Source organism: Haloechinothrix salitolerans, from assembly GCF_042662605.1.
Classification (GTDB): domain Bacteria; phylum Actinomycetota; class Actinomycetes; order Mycobacteriales; family Pseudonocardiaceae; genus Haloechinothrix_A; species Haloechinothrix_A salitolerans.
The window spans coordinates 528800-545595 of sequence record NZ_JBHSXX010000001.1 but is presented as its reverse complement, the minus strand read 5'-3'; the positions used below and the strand labels follow the sequence as shown (position 1 = coordinate 545595).

The 16796-nt window shown below is 66.6% G+C and carries 19 protein-coding genes and 1 tRNA gene; 13 read left to right on the top strand and 7 right to left on the bottom strand.

Annotated features, from left to right (window positions below):
* Positions 1 to 3 precede the first annotated feature (3 nt).
* Positions 4 to 1647, bottom strand: a complete 1644-nt coding sequence (locus ACFQGD_RS02650; RefSeq protein ID WP_345406886.1) for an ABC transporter permease — start codon at positions 1645 to 1647, stop codon at positions 4 to 6.
* Entirely contained in the window at positions 1644 to 2570 is a 927-nt protein-coding gene (locus ACFQGD_RS02645) for an ABC transporter ATP-binding protein (RefSeq protein ID WP_345406883.1), read from the bottom strand. The genes ACFQGD_RS02650 and ACFQGD_RS02645 overlap by 4 nt, the downstream gene beginning before the upstream one ends.
* A gap of 176 nt (positions 2571 to 2746) precedes the next feature.
* Between ACFQGD_RS02645 and ACFQGD_RS02640 the strand changes: the two genes are divergently transcribed.
* A complete protein-coding gene (locus ACFQGD_RS02640) occupies positions 2747 to 3172 on the top strand; it encodes a GbsR/MarR family transcriptional regulator (RefSeq protein ID WP_425557396.1) in 426 nt (141 codons plus the stop codon).
* A gap of 26 nt (positions 3173 to 3198) precedes the next feature.
* Here the strand turns inward: ACFQGD_RS02640 and ACFQGD_RS02635 are convergent, their stop codons facing one another.
* Complete coding sequence (locus ACFQGD_RS02635; RefSeq protein ID WP_345406877.1) at positions 3199 to 3648, bottom strand: SRPBCC family protein; 450 nt, start codon at positions 3646 to 3648, stop codon at positions 3199 to 3201.
* 327 nt (positions 3649 to 3975) lie between these two features.
* On the opposite strand from ACFQGD_RS02635, the gene ACFQGD_RS02630 reads away from it, so the two are divergent.
* Positions 3976 to 4608, top strand: a complete 633-nt coding sequence (locus ACFQGD_RS02630; protein ID WP_345406874.1) for a cupin domain-containing protein — start codon at positions 3976 to 3978, stop codon at positions 4606 to 4608.
* A 210-nt stretch (positions 4609 to 4818) separates the two neighbouring features.
* Complete coding sequence (locus tag ACFQGD_RS02625) at positions 4819 to 5019, top strand: antitoxin (protein ID WP_345406871.1); 201 nt, start codon at positions 4819 to 4821, stop codon at positions 5017 to 5019.
* A 42-nt stretch (positions 5020 to 5061) separates the two neighbouring features.
* Here ACFQGD_RS02625 and ACFQGD_RS02620 read toward each other — a convergent pair whose 3' ends face one another.
* Complete coding sequence (locus ACFQGD_RS02620; RefSeq protein WP_345406868.1) at positions 5062 to 6057, bottom strand: prephenate dehydrogenase; 996 nt, start codon at positions 6055 to 6057, stop codon at positions 5062 to 5064.
* A gap of 61 nt (positions 6058 to 6118) precedes the next feature.
* On the opposite strand from ACFQGD_RS02620, the gene ACFQGD_RS02615 reads away from it, so the two are divergent.
* The 10 genes from ACFQGD_RS02615 (at position 6119) to ACFQGD_RS02570 (ending at position 13774) form a co-directional block, all read left to right on the top strand.
* Positions 6119 to 6601: a tRNA adenosine deaminase-associated protein gene (locus ACFQGD_RS02615; RefSeq protein ID WP_345406865.1), complete on the top strand. Its 483-nt coding sequence runs from the start codon at positions 6119 to 6121 to the stop codon at positions 6599 to 6601.
* Positions 6602 to 6633: 32 nt separating this feature from the next.
* Complete coding sequence (locus tag ACFQGD_RS02610; RefSeq protein WP_345407535.1) at positions 6634 to 7077, top strand: nucleoside deaminase; 444 nt, start codon at positions 6634 to 6636, stop codon at positions 7075 to 7077.
* Between the two features lie 52 nt (positions 7078 to 7129).
* Positions 7130 to 7217, top strand: a tRNA-Ser gene (locus ACFQGD_RS02605).
* A gap of 148 nt (positions 7218 to 7365) precedes the next feature.
* The gene (locus tag ACFQGD_RS02600; protein WP_345406862.1) at positions 7366 to 7935 is read left to right on the top strand and encodes a type IV toxin-antitoxin system AbiEi family antitoxin domain-containing protein; all 570 of its coding nucleotides are present in this window, start codon (positions 7366 to 7368) and stop codon (positions 7933 to 7935) included.
* The gene (locus tag ACFQGD_RS02595; RefSeq protein WP_345406859.1) at positions 7936 to 8844 is read left to right on the top strand and encodes a nucleotidyl transferase AbiEii/AbiGii toxin family protein; all 909 of its coding nucleotides are present in this window, start codon (positions 7936 to 7938) and stop codon (positions 8842 to 8844) included.
* A gap of 104 nt (positions 8845 to 8948) precedes the next feature.
* Positions 8949 to 10541: a radical SAM protein gene (locus tag ACFQGD_RS02590; protein WP_345406855.1), complete on the top strand. Its 1593-nt coding sequence runs from the start codon at positions 8949 to 8951 to the stop codon at positions 10539 to 10541.
* On the top strand, positions 10538 to 11368 hold the full coding sequence (locus ACFQGD_RS02585; protein ID WP_345406852.1) for a class I SAM-dependent methyltransferase: 831 nt from the start codon (positions 10538 to 10540) through the stop codon (positions 11366 to 11368). The genes ACFQGD_RS02590 and ACFQGD_RS02585 overlap by 4 nt, the downstream gene beginning before the upstream one ends.
* A gap of 22 nt (positions 11369 to 11390) precedes the next feature.
* A complete protein-coding gene (locus ACFQGD_RS02580; protein ID WP_345406849.1) occupies positions 11391 to 11828 on the top strand; it encodes an NUDIX hydrolase in 438 nt (145 codons plus the stop codon).
* A 108-nt stretch (positions 11829 to 11936) separates the two neighbouring features.
* Positions 11937 to 13064, top strand: a complete 1128-nt coding sequence (locus tag ACFQGD_RS02575; protein ID WP_345406846.1) for a glutathione-independent formaldehyde dehydrogenase — start codon at positions 11937 to 11939, stop codon at positions 13062 to 13064.
* The gene (locus ACFQGD_RS02570) at positions 13061 to 13774 is read left to right on the top strand and encodes a DsbA family protein (RefSeq protein ID WP_345406843.1); all 714 of its coding nucleotides are present in this window, start codon (positions 13061 to 13063) and stop codon (positions 13772 to 13774) included. Before ACFQGD_RS02575 ends, ACFQGD_RS02570 begins: the two co-directional genes overlap by 4 nt.
* On the opposite strand, the gene ACFQGD_RS02565 is transcribed toward ACFQGD_RS02570, so the two are convergent.
* The 3 genes from ACFQGD_RS02565 to ACFQGD_RS02555 all read right to left on the bottom strand — a co-directional run bounded on the left by ACFQGD_RS02565 (position 13775) and on the right by ACFQGD_RS02555 (position 16681).
* Complete coding sequence (locus ACFQGD_RS02565) at positions 13775 to 14989, bottom strand: bifunctional alpha/beta hydrolase/OsmC family protein (protein WP_345406840.1); 1215 nt, start codon at positions 14987 to 14989, stop codon at positions 13775 to 13777. It lies immediately after the preceding gene.
* Positions 14990 to 15169: 180 nt separating this feature from the next.
* On the bottom strand, positions 15170 to 15790 hold the full coding sequence (locus ACFQGD_RS02560) for a TetR/AcrR family transcriptional regulator (protein WP_345406837.1): 621 nt from the start codon (positions 15788 to 15790) through the stop codon (positions 15170 to 15172).
* Between the two features lie 42 nt (positions 15791 to 15832).
* Positions 15833 to 16681 (bottom strand): enoyl-CoA hydratase-related protein, encoded by an 849-nt coding sequence (locus tag ACFQGD_RS02555; protein WP_345406834.1) that lies wholly within the window; start codon positions 16679 to 16681, stop codon positions 15833 to 15835.
* Between the last annotated feature and the right edge of the window lie 115 nt (positions 16682 to 16796).

Genomic DNA, 16796 nt, shown 5'->3' with positions numbered 1-16796 from the left:
GTCCTACGCCGATCCAAGGTCTCGTTGCCGGAACCCCACGAACCCCAGCGCGATCAGTCCAGCGGCGACCACCGTGAGCAGCACCAGCGGCGTGACCTCGACGTCGACCGCTGGCAGTTGCGGCACGTGCGAGTACGGCGAGAGGTTGTTCAGCCAGCCGGGTAGTCGCAGCAGCGGGCCGAGCATGCCGATGAACAGCCCGTAGCCAAGCACGACCCACGTCGCGTGCACCGCACTGGGCAGCAGCCCGAACAGCGCGAGCGCGAGCCCGGTCGTCAGCCACACCGCGGGGATGTAGACCAGCGCCGCACTGAGCAGGTCGGGCAACAACGCCGACTCGCCCGTGCTCGCCATAGCGCTCACGCCGAGGCCGAGTCCGCCAGCCAGCATGATGACCGCGCCCCCGCCAAGCGCGACCGCCAGGTGTCCCGCCACCCATCTCACGCGGGTGAGCGCGGTCGACAGCACGGGTTCCACACGACCAGACGTCTCCTCGGTGCGCATCCGCACGATGGCGAGCACGCCGAACACCGAACACACCATCGCCAGCATCGCCATGATCGAAGCCAGCCAGGACTGAATGAACGATGCGCTACCCATGGTGCGGATGAACTCCCGCATCGCGGGGTTGTCCTCGACGAACGCCTCCACTTCGGACGCCAGCGAGCCGTACATCGCTCCAAACAGGAACAGCGCCGACGTCCAGCCGACGACCGCGCCCCGGTGCAGCCGCAGCGCGAATCCGAGCGGGGTACTCAACGCGTCCGACGCGCGAGCCGCCCCGAGCCTGGGTCGCAGCAGTCCAGCGCCGACGTCCCTGCGAGTGCTGAGCGAGAACGCGACGGCGACCAGCACCCCCGCGACGACGACTCCAAGCAGGAGCGGCCACGCTGTGCCGTCCACATAGACCTTGGTCCGTTGTGCCCAGCCAATCGGGGACAACCAGGACAGCGCCGCGTTGCCCATGTCGCCGGCCGCGCGCAGCGCGAACGCGACGCCGATCAGCGCGCCCGCCATGCCGGACGCCGCCCTGCCGTGCTCGAATACCTGTGCCGAGACGGCGGACGCGGCGGTGAACACGATGCCGACCATCGCCAGCGACGCGGCGAACAACGCCGAACCACCCCACGTGATCGTCTCGATGCCCATACCGCTCAGCACGAGAGTAAGGACCACCGCGAGCAGCAGGTTCGCGATCACCGTGACAGCGAGTGCCGCGCTGAGGTTGGCGTGCCTACCGACGACGCCCGCCCTGATCAGTTCGGCGCGGCCCTGCTCCTCCTCGTGCCTGGTGTGTCTGCTGACCATCAGCACACTCATGAGCGCGACGAAGATCGCGAGAAAGCTGAGCATCTCGTTGGCCAGCATCGCGCCGAACGTGTAGTTGTCCAGCCCGAAGCCGGGGCCGCTCATGGCCGTCGCGGCGGGACTGTCCATGAGGGCGGCTCGGGACTGTCGCGATTCGGCCGTCGGATACAGGTCGGGAAAACCAGCCACAGTGGACACAGTCAGCAAGGTCAGCGCGGCGATCCACGCCGGCATCCTGACCCGCTCGCGACGCGAGGCGAACCGCAGCATCGTGCCGAATCCGGTCAGCGCGCTGTCCGTACTGGATGGAGACCGTTCTTTCAGGACGGTCGTGCTCATGATCGGTCCGCCTTACCGTTCGAGCGAACGGTTTCCTCGGTGTAGTGCCGCAGGAACAACTGCTCCAATGTGGGCGGTTGGCTCACGAGGCTGCGCACGCCGGCCGACGTGAGGTGCCGGAGCGCCTCGTCGAGCGCGTCGGTCTCGACGTCGAACCGCACCGTGCTGCCATCGACCTGGAGGTCGTGCACGTTGGCCAAGGTGGCCAGGCCGTCGGCGGGGCCGGCCAGCTCCGCGGTGATCGACGTCCTGGTGAGGTGCCGCAACTCATCGAGCGTGCCGGTCTCGACCGTCTTGCCGTCGCGGATGATGCTAACCCGGTCGCACAGCGCCTCGACCTCCGCGAGGATGTGGCTGGACAGCAGCACGGTGCGGCCCTGCGCGCGGTCCTCCTGGATCGCCGCCTGGAACGTCGCTTCCATGAGCGGGTCGAGACCGGCGGTGGGTTCGTCGAGCAGCAGCAGGTCGACGTTCGACGACAGGGCCGCGATGATCGCGACCTTCTGCCGATTGCCCTTGGAGTAGGCCCTGCCCTTCTTCCTCGGGTCGAGGTCGAACCGCTCGATCAGGTCGTCACGCCTACGGGTGTCGAGCCCGCCGCGCAGCCTGCCGAGCAGGTCGATGACCTCGCCACCGGAAAGGTTGGGCCAGAGATTGACGTCGCCTGGCACGTACGCGAGACGCCGGTGCAAGCTGACGACGTCCGTCCACGGGTCGCCGCCGAGCAAACGGGCCGTGCCCGCGTCGGCCTTGAGCAGGCCAAGCAGCACGCGGATCGTGGTCGTCTTGCCCGATCCGTTGGGGCCGAGGAAGCCGTGGATTTCCCCCCTCGTGACGGTCAGGTCGAGACCGTCGAGCGCGCGGGTGCGTCCGAACGACTTGACAAGCCCAGTAACCGCGATCGCGGGAGTGGTGTCGTTCATGCCCCGGAAGCTACACTGATTTCACAACTTTGTGAAGACAATAAATATTCACAATTCGGTCGACTGGCCAGTAGCGGTTCAGGGTGAGAGAGGATGCCCCGGTGACTCGCGAAGCGAAACGGGACGACGACGCACTGCTGCGGTTCGTGGAGAAGCTCGCACTGGGGCTCACCAACATGGGGTGGCAGCGGATGGCGGCGCGCGTGTTCGCGGCGCTGATGGTGACCAACAGCGGCAGGCTGACCGCGGGAGAACTGGCCGAGATGCTGTCGGTGAGCCCTGCCGCGATCTCCGGCGCGGTGCGTTACCTGGACCAGGTCGGGTTGATCATCAAGGAGCGCGTGCCCGGCGAGCGCCGCGATTCCTACCGAGTCCGCGACGACATGTGGTACGCGAGCTTCCTCAAACAGGACCGGCTGATGAAGGTGTGGGTGGACACCGCCAACGAGGGCATCGACATCCTCGGTACGAACACCCCAGCCGGTCAACGCCTGGCCGAGATGCGCGACTTCTTCGAGTTCTTCGCGGAGGAGATGCCGCTACTGTTCGAACGCTGGCACGCCCGCCGCCTCAAAGCCCGGTACGCCGACGGCGTGGACTAAGCGCACCGACGCACGGGCGAGTCGCGCTACCTCCGCTCGGCGGCCTTGATCGCCTTGTCGGCGACGGCACCGATGAACTTCGCGAGGCCGCGCCGCGCGAACTTGCCGGTGCCGGGGATCTTTTCGTCGAAGGTCCCGTGCCAGGTCAGATTGGTACCGCCGCCCGCGCGGGGCTCAAGGCGCACCTCGGCGCGGTAGTTGCTCACCGGACCAGGCGTCAGCAGCTTGTAGGCATGCAACCGGTCCTGCTCATACGCCGTCGTCTCCTCCTTCACACCGACCGGTCCCGCACCCAACTTGCGAATCGAACCAACACCGTTCGGCGCATCGGCACCCGGCTTGACCAGTGACGAACTCGCGATCAACGGCTTAGCCCACTCCGACCAGCGCGCGCCGTCGCTCACCAGTGCGAACAACGTCGCGGCGTCGGCATCGCTCGTCCGGCTGACTTCAAAGGTAAACGACTCCGCTGGCATGGCTACCTCCTCGGTGATCACTTCGCTTCGCGACAGCCTATGTCGTTACCCCGGGTCACGCCCGGAGGCACTGCCTGAAAACCACGCACCCGCGAGGCCACGATGGAACATGTTTTAGTGAATGACGCGAACGCTTTGTCTTTTATTCGCGAGCGCTTATACTAGGGGCCGCCGACAATCGCTATCCACGGCACGGCAACACACGTTGTCGATTCCGACTTGACTAGGCCCCCGCATCCAGCAAGAGGGAACCGCGATGGTCATGACCATGCTGATCCCACGCCCACGAGCCACCATCGCTCCGACAGCTACCTATCGGAGCGGCTGATGGCGAAACGCGACGTTCCGAATTCGTCCGATATGGACTACGATGACGAAATCATAAACAACGTCCGAATTTGTAGCATCATCTCGCTTTCCCCGGAACGCTTCCAGGCGGACATGCGTCATGTGGACATTGGCGACGGCGTGCAACTCAGCGCGATCGCGTGGGGCGGGCCCGTCGCACTGGAGACGGAACCACTCCTCGCCCGGTATCTCGTCACCGCCCCTCTCGCTGGGGAAATCACCATCGGCTCCGGCGAGGACAACGTCGTCGCTGACACCGAACACGCGGCGATCATCGATCCCAGGGCGAAGACGGAGCAACGCTGGTCAACCGATGCCGCCGCCATCTGGCTCCATCTCTCGCGCGAGTGCGTCGAGAACGAGGCGCGACACCTTCTCCGCGCGCAGGAACGCTCCGTGACACTACCCCCGCGACGTCCCGTGCGTTTCTCGCCGACCATCGAGCTCACTCACGGAGCCGCTCAGCGATGGCACGCGACCCTGCGACGCCTTGTCGACCTGCTAGACGACTACGAGCCCGGACGCATCCCGCCCCATCGACTGGCCGTGCTGCGCCGCGATGTCACCGCTGGTTTGCTGCGAGCGGCGTGGCGGTCGCGGCCCGACCACTGACGTTGCCGTCATCGGTGCACGTATAGCGGAGACCACACCACCGGCGGACGTCACCAGACCGGGTATATCCCCCGGCCAGTCTCGCCCATCGTGTTGCGAACAGCGCGCGCTCGGGTTGGAGTAGTCGTGCGGTTACGCAACGCAGGCAGGAACGAGGGCCTGCCGCAGCACCCCGCTATCCGGCAGGGGGACAGTCAAGGAGGATGCGATATGGACCTGAACGACCTGAGCAACAAGGCCAAGGACGCCATGAACGAGCACGGCGAGAAGCTGGAGGGCGGCGTCGACAAGGCCGCCGAGTTCGCCAAGGACAAGTTCGGTGACCACGCTGACACCATCGACAACGCCGCGGACAAGGCGAAGGACTTCCTCGGTGGTGGCGGCGACGTCCAGGAAGGCGGCAACCAGTAAGCAGTGACCTCACCATAGGGCGGGCGTCGAACGGCGCCCGCCCTACTGCTGCCCGTGATCGTCGTCGAGCATAGGCAGCGCACCGACAGCGACGTCGTCACTCAGCTCCGTGATACGCCCGCCCTGCGCACCGAGAGCGAGCAGCGCTTCCGGCGCGTCGGCAGCGGTGAGGTCGACGCGCACCGGCGAGCGCGGCGATCCGGCCTGGGTGGCACGGGCACGGGTGGCCTCGTAGCCAGCGTTGATCGTCGCGCCCAACGAGCCGGTGGAGGCCAGCGCACCGCGTGCGGCGCCGAGCATCCCGAGCGCCGAGTCCAGCACCGGCAGCAGCGCCGCCCGGTTGCCCTCCGCCATCGCTCGGGTCAGTTCCGGGCGGGTCGCGGCGACCCGTGTCCCGTCGGAGAAGGACCCCGCCGCCAGCGACAGCGGCAGCGGCCCGTCCTCGGCCCCCACATGCGCGAGCACGGCGGCGAGCAGGTGCGGGAGGTGCGAGATGCGCGCGACCGCCTCGTCGTGCAGCTCGGAGGACGTCGGCACGACCTCGGCGCCGACGTCGATGGCGAGCGTGGCGACTTCCGCCCAGCTCGTGAGATCGGTGTCCTCGTCGACGCACACGACCCAGGCCGCCTTGGCGAACAGCTGGGCATCACCCGCCTGCCAGCCTGATCGAGTGGTACCCGCCATGGGATGGCCGCCGACGAAGGTCGACTGTGGCGCGATCCGCGCGGCGAGCTCGGCGATCGGCTGCTTGACGCTCGTGACATCGGTGAGCAGGCAGTGTGGCGCCAGCTCAGCAACGGTGCGCAGCACCGACTCGGCCGCGGTCAGCGGTACGGCGAGCACCACCATGGCGTCGCGCTCCGCCGCGCGACGCAGCGCCGCCTCGACGGCGGGCTCGATGTCGAAGCCGTCGGTGCGGGCGGCGTCGGCGTCGGCGCTCGACTCCGTCGCACCCCAGGCCGTCCTGCCAGTTTGGGTGGCCGCGCGGAGCAGCGAACCACCGATCAGCCCAAGGCCGATCACGCACAGATCTCGCACGCGGACAGTCTCTCATCGATTCGAGTGGTCAGGACCGCATCCCTCGGAATACCGTGTGTGAATGACGGTGCAGAAGTCGGGACCGGGATTCGCGGTGGCCGCTGTGCTCGAGAACGGCGGCTGGCGATGCAGTGAGCTTGACCCCAACGCGCTGACTGATCTCGATGCGGCGATCACGGAGCTCGGCAAGATCGTCACGACGGGTGCCGTCGTGGCACTGCTGTGCGTCGACGACGAGTTCTTCGTGCTCATCAGACTCGCGCCGAGCGGCACCGAGCTGGTCTTGTCGGACGCCGCCGCCGCGCTGGACTACGACATCGCGGCGGATGTACTCGACATGCTCCGGGCGGAGATGCCGGACGAGGATGATGACGAGACCTGGGCGGAGGGCGACCTCGGCATGATGTCCGACCTCGGGTTGCCGTCCGAGGAACTAGAGATGATCGCCAGCGATATCGAGCTCTACCCGGACGAACAGCTGCGCATGATCGCGCGGCGCTGCGGGTTCGGGGACCAGTTCGACGATCTGCTCGACCGGCTCTAATCATCGTGGGGTCCGTGGAACCCGTGACGGCGATGCGCGCCGCGCTGTCCGAGGCGCGGGCCGCGTTCGACGGCGCCGACGTGCCCATCGGGGCGGTGATCTTCGCCCCGGACGGCAGCGAGTTATCCCGCGCGCACAATGCCAGGGAGGCAACCGGCGACCCGACCGCGCACGCCGAGATCCTCGCGCTCCGGGAAGCGGCGGTGCGCCACGGCGACGGCTGGCGGTTGGAGGGCTGCACACTGGCTGTGACAGTGGAGCCGTGCACGATGTGTGCTGGAGCCATCGTGCTCGCGCGGGTCGCGCGGGTGGTCTTCGGCACGTGGGAGCCGAAGACCGGCGCGGTCGGCTCACTGTGGGACGTCGTCCGCGATCGGCGGCTCAACCACCGCCCCGAGGTGCTCGCCGGGGTGCTGGCCGACGAGTGCACCGCCCTGCTTGACGAGTTCTTCCAGGCACACCGTGAACACCGATAAGGCCCCACCCCCATGCTCGGTCCGGCTGCGCCCGTCCGGTAGCCTAGTCGGCGGTAGCGTGTCCGAGCGGCCGAAGGAGCTCGCCTCGAAAGCGAGTGAGGGGCAACCCTCCGTGGGTTCAAATCCCACCGCTACCGCCACTGCCCTCGGCTTGCTGTTCAGCAGGTCGAGGGCTTTTTCGTTTGGTTGACCGCGTATGCGCAACTCGCACGAACGTTACTTGCCTGGTAATATTTACGCGCGATATCCGCCTACCAACGCCTAAAGGTTACCGAACAGGTAATGTTGATGTCTGAGACGATGCCAACCCTCTACGAACTCGCGGAGGGACAAGCCGGGTACTTCTCCGCCGCGCAAGCCGTTGCCGCAGGAGTGTCCCGGCGCACGCTGTCCGGACGCGTACGGAGCGGCGACCTCGAACGCGTCCGTTACGGCATCTATCGCCTGCGACGGTTTCCCGGACATCGGAATGAGGACGTCGTAGCGGCCTGCCTGTGGGCAGGAAGCGACAGCGCCGCCAGCCACGAGACAGCGCTCGTCGTACATGGCATCTCGGATGCGATGCCCGCGAACATCCATGTGACCGTGCCTCGGCCGTTCCGCGGTCGGCAGCGAGGCGTGGTCGTACATCATGCGCCGTTGGAAGCGATGGACCGAGAAGTCCACGATAGTGTTCCCGTGACCACGCTGAGCCGGACGCTGGCCGACGTCGCCGTTACGAGCGAACCCACTGTGGTACGGCAAGCTGTTGCGGAAGCGATGGAGCGCGGTGCGCTCACACGGCGTCAGATTCGTAAGCTGGCACGCGAACGGCCCGCTCTCGCACCGGCTATCGTAGACGTCCTTGCAGGGGAGTAAATGCACGCTCGCGACCGGTACCGGGATGCGGCCGCGTTTCGCCGCGCGTTGGAACAGCGTTTGCGTACTGAGGCGCAGAAGTCCAGGATACCGCTGAACCGCCTCCGCAAGGAAGCCGCGTTCAACCGACTGCTGGTTCGGCTGAGCGACGTCGCGCCCACCGCTTGGGCACTCAAGGGTGGGCTTGCGCTGATCGCACGGGTCGGCGCGCATGTACGCGGCACCAAAGACGCCGATGCGAACTGGCGCGCGAGTCTCGATGATCTGGAAGATGCACTTACCGACATAGAAGATGCCGACGTTTGCGACTGGTTCACATTCAACGTTGGCGACGCGCGTCCCTTGCAGGGCGAGGGTGACGAAGGCGCGCTGCGATACCCGGTGACCGCGACCCTCGATGGGCGGGTGTTCGAGCAACTCAGTCTGGATGTCAACGTGCTCAGTCCCGACGATCGGCGTCCCATCGAACTAGTCACCGTGCGGCGCAATCCGTTCGACTTCACCGGTGCAGCGCCGTTGACAATTCCCATGGTCACGCCAGCGCAGCAATTGGCGGAGAAGCTGCATGCGTATACCCGGACCTACGACGACGAACGCAGTAGCCGGGCGAAAGACCTGTTCGACATGCTGGTAATCGCAGATGAAGTCGCTTTGCCTCATGGCGACGTTCTTACGAGAACCACCAACGATACCTTCGAGGTTCGAACCACATCGTGGCCGCCAGTACTCGTCGCGCCGCCGACCGACTGGGCTGGACCATGGCACGGCTTCACGACTGAATATCCGCTGCGGTGGGACGATCTGGACGGCGCCTTCCGTGCGTTGGAGCGGTTCTGGCGCCCCGTATTCGACGGGACAGCGGCCACAACGCGAACCACCTGGAAGCCCGATGATTGGGCGTGGGTCTGAAGCCTTTCGTGCACGCCACTGTCCGCGAGACGACAATTCTAAGGTTTGACCGGCCGTGTTTGTGCTCCTCTTGTCGCTGAACGACGTTGGCGAGCGGAGGACATGTGACAGGCAACGGTCAATCCGGTAGGCAGAAGCAGGACCGCGACGAGGTGTTCGTGGAGTTCACCAAGTCCATCTGCCCGGTGTGCAAGGTGCCGGTAGACGCGCAGGTCAACATCCGCGACGACAAGGTCTACCTGCGGAAACGATGTCGCGAGCATGGCTGGTTCGAGGCGCTGACCTATGGCGACGCCGAGCAGTACCTGGCGTCGTCCCGGTTCAACAAGCCAGGCACGCTGCCGCTGACGTTCCAGACCGAGGTCAACGAGGGCTGCCCGTCGGACTGCGGATTGTGTCCAGAACACAAACAGCACACCTGCCTCGGGATTATCGAGGTCAACACCGGCTGCAACTTGGACTGCCCAATCTGTTTCGCCGATTCCGGGCATCAACCGGACGGCTACTCGATCACCCGTGAGCAGTGTGAGCGGATGCTGGACGTCTTCGTGGAGTCGGAGGGCGAGGCCGAGGTCGTGATGTTCTCCGGCGGTGAGCCGACGATCCACAAGCAGATCCTGGAGTTCATCGACCTGGCACAGCGGCGGCCGATCCGCACCGTCAACCTCAACACCAACGGAATTCGGCTGGCCTCGGACACCCGGTTCGTGGCCGCGCTGGGCGAACGCAACGACGTCGAGGGCCGGTCGGTCAACATCTACCTCCAGTTCGATGGTTTCGACGAGCGCACCCACCGCGAGATTCGCGGCAAGGACCTCCGCGAGATCAAACGCCGCGCGCTGGACAACTGCGCCAACGCTGGGCTGACGGTGACACTGGTCGCCGCGATCGAGCGCGGGCTTAACGAGCATGAGATCGGCGACATCGTCGAGTTCGGCTTGTCGCATCCGGCCGTGCGGTCGGTGGCGTTCCAGCCGGTGACGCACTCGGGCAGGCACGTCGAGTTCGACCCGATGACGCGGCTGACCAATCCCGATGTGATCAAGCTGCTGGTGGAGCAGCGGCCAGAGTGGTTCCGCACGGACGACTTCTTCCCGGTGCCGTGCTGCTTCCCGACGTGTCGCTCGATCACGTACCTGGTTACCGAGGGCACGCCGGACGAGCCGGATTTCGGGGTACTTCCGATCCCCAGGATGTTGCGGGTGGAGGACTACCTGGACTACGTGTCGAACCGGGTGGTACCGGACTACGCGATCCGCGAGGCGCTAGAGAAGCTGTGGAGCGCGTCGGCGTTCATGGGCACCGACGTCACCGAGGACCGGCTGCGTGTGACGGCCGAGGCACTCGACTGCGCGGACGCCTGCGGGGTGAACCTGCCCGAAGCCATGGCGGAGCTGACTGATCGGGCGTTCATGATCGTGGTGCAGGACTTCCTCGATCCGTACACGCTGAACGTGAAGCAGCTGATGAAGTGCTGCGTCGAGGAGATCACGCCGGACGGGCGGCTCATCCCGTTCTGCGCGTACAACTCGGTCGGGTACCGCGAGCAGGTGCGGGAGCAAATGTCCGGGGTGAAGGTCGCGGATGTCGTACCGAACGCGATCCCGCTGCGCGAGGTCGTGGAGGACTCGCCGTACGGGTCGAAGGTCGCGCTAGACCGGGACGGCGCGCGTAGCGAGAGGAACGACGGACGATGACGGAAACAGGGCACGCGACCAGCGGGACCGAGACCGCTGTAGCCAGCACCGACGAAACCAAGGCGTGCTGCGCGGCCAGTTACGGCAGCGACGCCGTAGCGCTGGTGCTCGGCGAGTCGTACCACCCGGGTGGGCTCACGCTGACCCGGCGGCTCGCGGATCGGCTTGGGTTACGGTCTGGCGAGTCCGTTATGGACGTCGCGGCCGGACCAGGCGCGACCGCGAAGCTACTCGCGTCCGAATTCGGCGTCGACGTGGACGGTGTGGACCTAGGTGAGGCCACTGTGGCCACCGCTCGTTTAGCCGCGGCGGAAGCGGGACTGTCGGAGCGCGTCCGGTTCCACCTCGGCGACGCGGAACGCATCCCGCTACCCGATGCCACGTTTGACGCGCTGGTGTGCGAGTGCGCGTTCTGCACCTTCCCGGACAAGGCCACCGCGGCGGCCGAGTTCGCGCGCGTACTGCGACCGGGTGGCAGGGTCGGCATCACCGACGTCACGATCACCGACACTGGGCTACCCGACGAACTCAGCACGTTAGCCGCATGGGTCGCGTGTATCGCCGACGCGCGACCGGTGGCCGAATACAGCCGGATCGTCGGTGAGGCCGGGCTGGCGGTGACGCACACCGAGCGGCACGACAACGCCATCGCGCGGATGGTCGAGCAGATCGACGCGCGGGTGCGGATGCTCCGGATGACGGCAGGGAAGCGGCTGGCCGATGCTGGCGTCGACGTCGATGCCGTGCTGCGCTACTGCTCGCTGGCCAAGCAAGCCATCGACGACGGGGTGATCGGGTACGCGTTGTTGATCGCCGAGCGGCGGTGAGTGCGGCTGTACGCTGCTGCCCATGCCCGATCGGCACCTGATCGACGTCCACCTCCTGCTCATCGACCGGGATCGTGTGCTGCTGTCCAAACGCCGCGACCCCGATCCCACGTTTGACGGCCGCTGGCACCTGCCAGCGGGAAAACTGGACGCGGGCGAGTCCGTGCTCCACGCGGTGGTGCGGGAGGCCGACGAGGAGATCGGTGTGCGGGTCGACCCCGGCGACCTGCGGCTGGTGCACACGCTGCACGTAACCGGCCCCGGCCGGGAACCGCGTCTCGGGCTGTTCTTCGAGACCCGGCGTTGGCATGGTGAGCCCGTAAACCGCGAGCCCGAGAAGTGCTCGGAGCTCGACTGGTTCCCGCTGGAAGACCTGCCGGACGGGCTGATCGAGTACCCAGCGGCAGGCATCCGCGGTTACCGAGCAGGCAGCACGTTCGGCACGCTCGGCTGGGCGTGAGCTGCGCGTGTCGACATCTCACGGAACCGTTCCTCCCTCATGCGTCAAACCGCCCGCTCCCGGGTAGCCAATTGGCAACAGACCTCCCCGACACCGATGGAGCTGAGCATGAAGGCAGTGGTGTACGAAGGCCCGCACGACGTCGCGGTGAAGGACGTCCGCGATCCGCGCATCGAGCAGCCCACCGACGTCATCGTGCGGATCACGACGTCCGCGATCTGCGGCTCTGACCTACACATGTATGAGGGCCGCACAGTCGCGGAGCCTGGCATCGTGTTCGGGCACGAGAACATGGGCGTTATCGAGGAGGTCGGCCAGGGTGTCACCAGCCTGGCCGAGGGCGACCGCGTCAGCATGCCGTTCAACGTCGCCTGCGGGTTCTGTCGCAACTGCCTCGCGGGCGACACGGCGTTCTGCTTGACCGTCAACCCCGGCGGCGCGGGCGGTGCCTACGGCTACGTCGGTATGGGCCCGTACGACGGCGGCCAGGCTGAATACCTCCGCGTGCCGTTCGCGGACTTCAACTGCCTGCCGCTGCCGCAGGGCACCGAGCACGAGGACGACTTCGCGATGCTCGCCGACATCTTCCCCACCGGCTACCACGCCACCGAACTGGCAGATGTCTCGCCAGGCGAAACGGTTGCCGTCTACGGCGCCGGCCCGGTCGGGCTGATGGCCGCGTACTCAGCGATGTTGCGCGGCGCATCGCGGGTGTTCGTCGTTGACAAGGTGCAGGACCGGCTCGACCTGGCCGAGCAGATCGGGGCGGAGCCGATCGACTTCACTCAAGGTAGCGCGCCGGAGCAGATCGTCGACCGCACAAGCGGCGGCACGGACAAGGGCATCGACGCCGTCGGCTACCAGGCGACCGTCGCCGAGGGCGAGGAACAGCCCGCGATCGTGCTCAACAATCTCATAGCGACCGTTCGCCCGACTGGACGTCTCGGCGTGGTCGGCCTCTACCTACCGGAGGACCCCGGCGCGCCAAGCGAAGAAGCCGCCAAGGGACGTCTACTGATCGACATCGGCACCTACTTCGAGAAGGGCCTGAGCATGGGCAGCGGCCAGGCGAACGTCAAGGCGTACAACCGCCAGTTGCGTGATCTGATCATCGCCGAGCGCGCCAAACCGAGCTTCGTCGTGTCCAAGCGTGCACCATTGGATGAGGCCCCGGAAGCATACGAGCGCTTCGACCGCCGCGAAGAGGGCTACTCGAAGGTGGTCCTAACACCATGAGAGGGATGCACGTGTCCGATTCCGACATCGAGTTCTTCTTCGACCCTGTTTGCCCGTTCTGCTGGGTTACCTCGGAGTGGGTCCGCAACGTGATGCGGGTTCGCCCGCTGACGGTGACCTGGCGACCACTCTCACTGCGGCTGCTCAACGAGCCAATCGGCTACGAAGGTAAACCAGAAGGCTATCCGGACGCGCACCAGCGCGGACTGGAGATGCTGCGTGTCGTCGCCGCGGTGCGCGACGCGCGTGGACCGGAGGCGCTTGGTGATCTGTACCGGGCGCTGGGCGGCTCCGTGTGGAACACGCCGTCGTCCAACGGCCAGACGTTCGAGGGCATTCTCGCCGAGACCGGCCAGCGGCGCGATCTTGGCGCCATCCTGGTCGATGCTGGCTTCCCGTCCCAGTTCGCGGCCGCTGCCGACGACGACAGCCTCGATGAACAGCTGCGCGCCGAGACGCAGGAAGCAGTTGACCGGGCCGGCGGCGACGTCGGCACGCCCATCCTTTCGTTCGACCCGCCAGACGGCCCGGCGTTCTTCGGCCCAGTGATCGATAAGGCGCCCGAGGGTGAGGATGCGGGCAAACTATGGGATGCCATCACGACGCTGGCTCGCTGGCCTGGCTTCGCGGAGCTCAAGCGCGGTCTCCGGTCGTTCCCGGTGACGCCCCTGTCGGCGAAGCTCGCCGGGCAGGAAACCCGCGTCGGCTGATTACCCTCGAATCTCTGACGTCTCGACGTCAACCTCGGAGTGCAGCGTCCGGTGCACCGGGCACTTGTCCGCGATCTCCAGCAGCTTCGCGCGCTGCTCGTCGTCCAGCGTCCCGGTGAGCGTGATCCGCCGTTCGATGTGGTCGATCATGCCGGTCTTGGTTTCGCAGTGCTCGCAGTCCTCGGCGTGGATCTTGGCGTGACGCAGCGCGACGTGGACGTCGTCGAGCGGCCATCGCTTACGGTCGGCGTACATCCGAACGGTCATCGACGTGCACGCGCCGAGCGCGGCGAGCAGCAGGTCGTACGGTGATGGCCCGCTGTCAGCGCCGGTGGGGGCGGGCTCGTCCGCGGTGAGTGCGTGCCCGCCAGCCTTGATGCGCTGGCCATAGCTGCCGACGTGGCTCTCGCTGACCTCGACACCGCCCTCGTCCGCGGGCTCCTCGGGCTCTTCAGGGTCGAACGCGTACCGCGCGGCCCACGCGGCTAGCACCGACGCGACGAACCGGGCGTCACCGGGTCGGGTGAGCAGATGCTTCGCGCCATCGACTGCGACGAACGACTTCGGATGCCGCGCGGCCTCGAAGATCTGGCGCGCGTTGTCCACCGACACCAGCTCGTCGATCGGCGAGTGCATGACCAACAGCGCGGCCCGCAGATTCGCGATGCGCTCCGCCTGCGGCTGCGCGGCAATGTCGTCGAGGAACTGCCGTTTGATGCGGAACGTCCTTCCCGCCAGGCAGACGTCGGCCTCGCCCTCGGCCTCGATGTGCTCCTTGCGCGCGGCGAATAGTTTGGTCACGTGCGCCGGATCGGCAGGTGCGCCTAGGGTCGCGACCGCCTTCGTCTCCGGGATGCGCTCCGCCGCCGCAAGGACCGCCGCCCCGCCCAGTGAGTGCCCGATCAGAATCGTCGGAGCCGCGTACTGCGAACGCAGATGATCGGCGGCAGAAACAAGATCATCGATGTTCGACGAGAACGTCGCGTTCGCGAACTCGCCGCCGGAATGCCCCAAGCCGGTGAAGTCGAACCGCAGCACCGCCACACCCGCCTCGGCCAGCGCCCGCGAGATCCGCGTGGCCGCGGCGATGTCCGCGCCGCAGGTGAAGCAGTGCGCGAACAACGCCCATGCGCGCGGCGTGTCCGCGGGCAACTCGATGCGTCCGGCCAGCTCGCCCTGCGAACCGGGGAACGTCAGCTTTTGCGTCTCGGCCATGGTGATTACCGTCGCACCCGCCGACACACCTGTCGATGATCGTTCCTCCGTTGGTTCAGGCCACCTGCACTCACCCGGTGCGGCACGTCATGTCGCGGCCTCGACGCCAGCTTCAACGCCGAAGAACTGCTCGCCGCATGGCGCATGTGACGCCCAACCGAACCATCGACGTCGAGTTCGCTACAACCGCTGCAAGTGCGGGAACGTCTCCCCGAGCAATGCCGTCAACTGCTCGGTCAGCACCAGCTGCACCTGTTCGCGCGTCAACGTGCCGTGGGTGATCCACTCTCGACCCGCCGCCTTCACCATGCCGCCGAACGCCCGCACGATCGCCCGTAGTTCGGCACCGGCTGGCTCGACGTCGCGCATTCCGACGGTGCGCACCAGGTTCTCCGCGGCCATCTCATCCGCCTCGGCGAGAATCCGCTCAACCTCGGGGTCGTTGCCGACGCCTTCCGTACCAAGCACCGCAACCCACGTCTTGCCGCGCGCGCTGATGACGTCGAGCAGCCAGTCCACGCTGAACTCGACCCGCTCGGCGAGCGAGCCGTCCGGCACGGCGGAGCGGTCCGCGACCGGCACCGTCACCATGCGTCGAACCACCTCAAGATAGAGCCCGCGCTTCGACCCGAAGTAGTGGTTGATCAATCCTCTCGCGACCCCGGCCTCGCGCGCGATGTCAGTGGTCGACACCTCGGCGTAAGGCCGCTCCCCGAACAACCTGATCGCGCAGTCGAGGATCTGCTCGCGGCGCTGATCCGGTTCGAGCCGCCGCCAGCGGGGCTCCGTCTCCGTACTCATGGCACGACATCTTGCCGCAGAGCCACCACGCCACGCACGTACTCAGCTCCCAGGGGATGACTCATCGCGCCACGGCAGCCAGTCAGGGATGTCCTGCGGCACCTTTCCGGTGAACTCCGGCGGCCTACGTTGCAGGAACGACATCACCCCTTCGAGGGCGTCTGGTTTACCCGCGCAGCCAGCGATGAGCCGCGAGTCGACTTCGTGCACCCGTGCCGGCGACTCCAACGGCGAGAGCCGGTAGAGCATCTGCCTGATCACGGCGACCGACACCGGAGCCGTGTTCGTCACCAGCTCGCGCGCCAGCTCGTACGCCTTGTCCAGGACCTCGCCCGCCTCATACACCTGATGGAGCATCCCCGCGCTCAGTGCTTCGTCCGCGCCGAACACCCTGCCGCTGATCATCCAGTCCAGCGCGGCACCCATACCGACCAGCCTCGGCAGGAACCACACCGACGCCCCCTCCGGGTAGATACCACGCCGCGAGAACACGAAGCCGAAACGCGAGTTCGTCGCCGCGATCCGGTAGTCAGCCGGAAGGATGATCGTCGAGCCAGCCCCGACGGCGGCTCCCTTGATCGCGGCGATCACCGGCTTGCTGCTCTCGAAAATCGCCCGCGAGCAGCGGCCAGCCGGTTCCTGCCAGCCCTCACCCGCGTCGTCCTCCGAGGCGTTCAGCGACCCGCCGGAGAGGTCCGCGCCGACGCAGAAGTCGTCGCCCGACCCGGTGAGCACGATGACCCGCACGTCGGGATCGGCGTCCGCCTGCGCGAAGGCGTCCGCCAACTCGTCCGACATTCGAAGGGTGTAGCCATTGCGCGCATCTGGCCGGTGCAGTGTGATGGTGCAGATCCGGTCGTCGACGTCGTAGCGGACCTCCTGGTAGTTCATCTCACTACCATCACAAGTTGTTGTCACTCTGTCAATAGCAAGTACGGGGCGATCTGGCGATAGTGTCGGCCCTCGGTGAGAATATGGCGCCGGATGTTTCGAAGCGGGCGGAAAG

Excerpts from the sequence above, each read along its gene's own strand:
- ACFQGD_RS02610 (WP_345407535.1), top strand. The coding sequence starts at position 6,634 with ATGCGCGCCGCGCTGTCCGAGGCGCGGGCCGCGTTCGACGGCGCCGAC.
- ACFQGD_RS02575 (WP_345406846.1), top strand. The coding sequence starts at position 11,937 with ATGAAGGCAGTGGTGTACGAAGGCCCGCACGACGTCGCGGTGAAGGAC.
- ACFQGD_RS02635 (WP_345406877.1), bottom strand. The coding sequence starts at position 3,648 with ATGCCAGCGGAGTCGTTTACCTTTGAAGTCAGCCGGACGAGCGATGCC.
- ACFQGD_RS02585 (WP_345406852.1), top strand. The coding sequence starts at position 10,538 with ATGACGGAAACAGGGCACGCGACCAGCGGGACCGAGACCGCTGTAGCC.
- ACFQGD_RS02630 (WP_345406874.1), top strand. The coding sequence starts at position 3,976 with ATGGCGAAACGCGACGTTCCGAATTCGTCCGATATGGACTACGATGAC.
- ACFQGD_RS02560 (WP_345406837.1), bottom strand. The coding sequence starts at position 15,790 with ATGAGTACGGAGACGGAGCCCCGCTGGCGGCGGCTCGAACCGGATCAG.
- ACFQGD_RS02580 (WP_345406849.1), top strand. The coding sequence starts at position 11,391 with ATGCCCGATCGGCACCTGATCGACGTCCACCTCCTGCTCATCGACCGG.
- ACFQGD_RS02555 (WP_345406834.1), bottom strand. The coding sequence starts at position 16,681 with ATGAACTACCAGGAGGTCCGCTACGACGTCGACGACCGGATCTGCACC.
- ACFQGD_RS02625 (WP_345406871.1), top strand. The coding sequence starts at position 4,819 with ATGGACCTGAACGACCTGAGCAACAAGGCCAAGGACGCCATGAACGAG.
- ACFQGD_RS02650 (WP_345406886.1), bottom strand. The coding sequence starts at position 1,647 with ATGAGCACGACCGTCCTGAAAGAACGGTCTCCATCCAGTACGGACAGC.
- ACFQGD_RS02615 (WP_345406865.1), top strand. The coding sequence starts at position 6,119 with ATGACGGTGCAGAAGTCGGGACCGGGATTCGCGGTGGCCGCTGTGCTC.
- ACFQGD_RS02595 (WP_345406859.1), top strand. The coding sequence starts at position 7,936 with ATGCACGCTCGCGACCGGTACCGGGATGCGGCCGCGTTTCGCCGCGCG.
- ACFQGD_RS02640 (WP_425557396.1), top strand. The coding sequence starts at position 2,747 with ATGGGGTGGCAGCGGATGGCGGCGCGCGTGTTCGCGGCGCTGATGGTG.
- ACFQGD_RS02645 (WP_345406883.1), bottom strand. The coding sequence starts at position 2,570 with ATGAACGACACCACTCCCGCGATCGCGGTTACTGGGCTTGTCAAGTCG.
- ACFQGD_RS02570 (WP_345406843.1), top strand. The coding sequence starts at position 13,061 with ATGAGAGGGATGCACGTGTCCGATTCCGACATCGAGTTCTTCTTCGAC.
- ACFQGD_RS02600 (WP_345406862.1), top strand. The coding sequence starts at position 7,366 with ATGTCTGAGACGATGCCAACCCTCTACGAACTCGCGGAGGGACAAGCC.
- ACFQGD_RS02565 (WP_345406840.1), bottom strand. The coding sequence starts at position 14,989 with ATGGCCGAGACGCAAAAGCTGACGTTCCCCGGTTCGCAGGGCGAGCTG.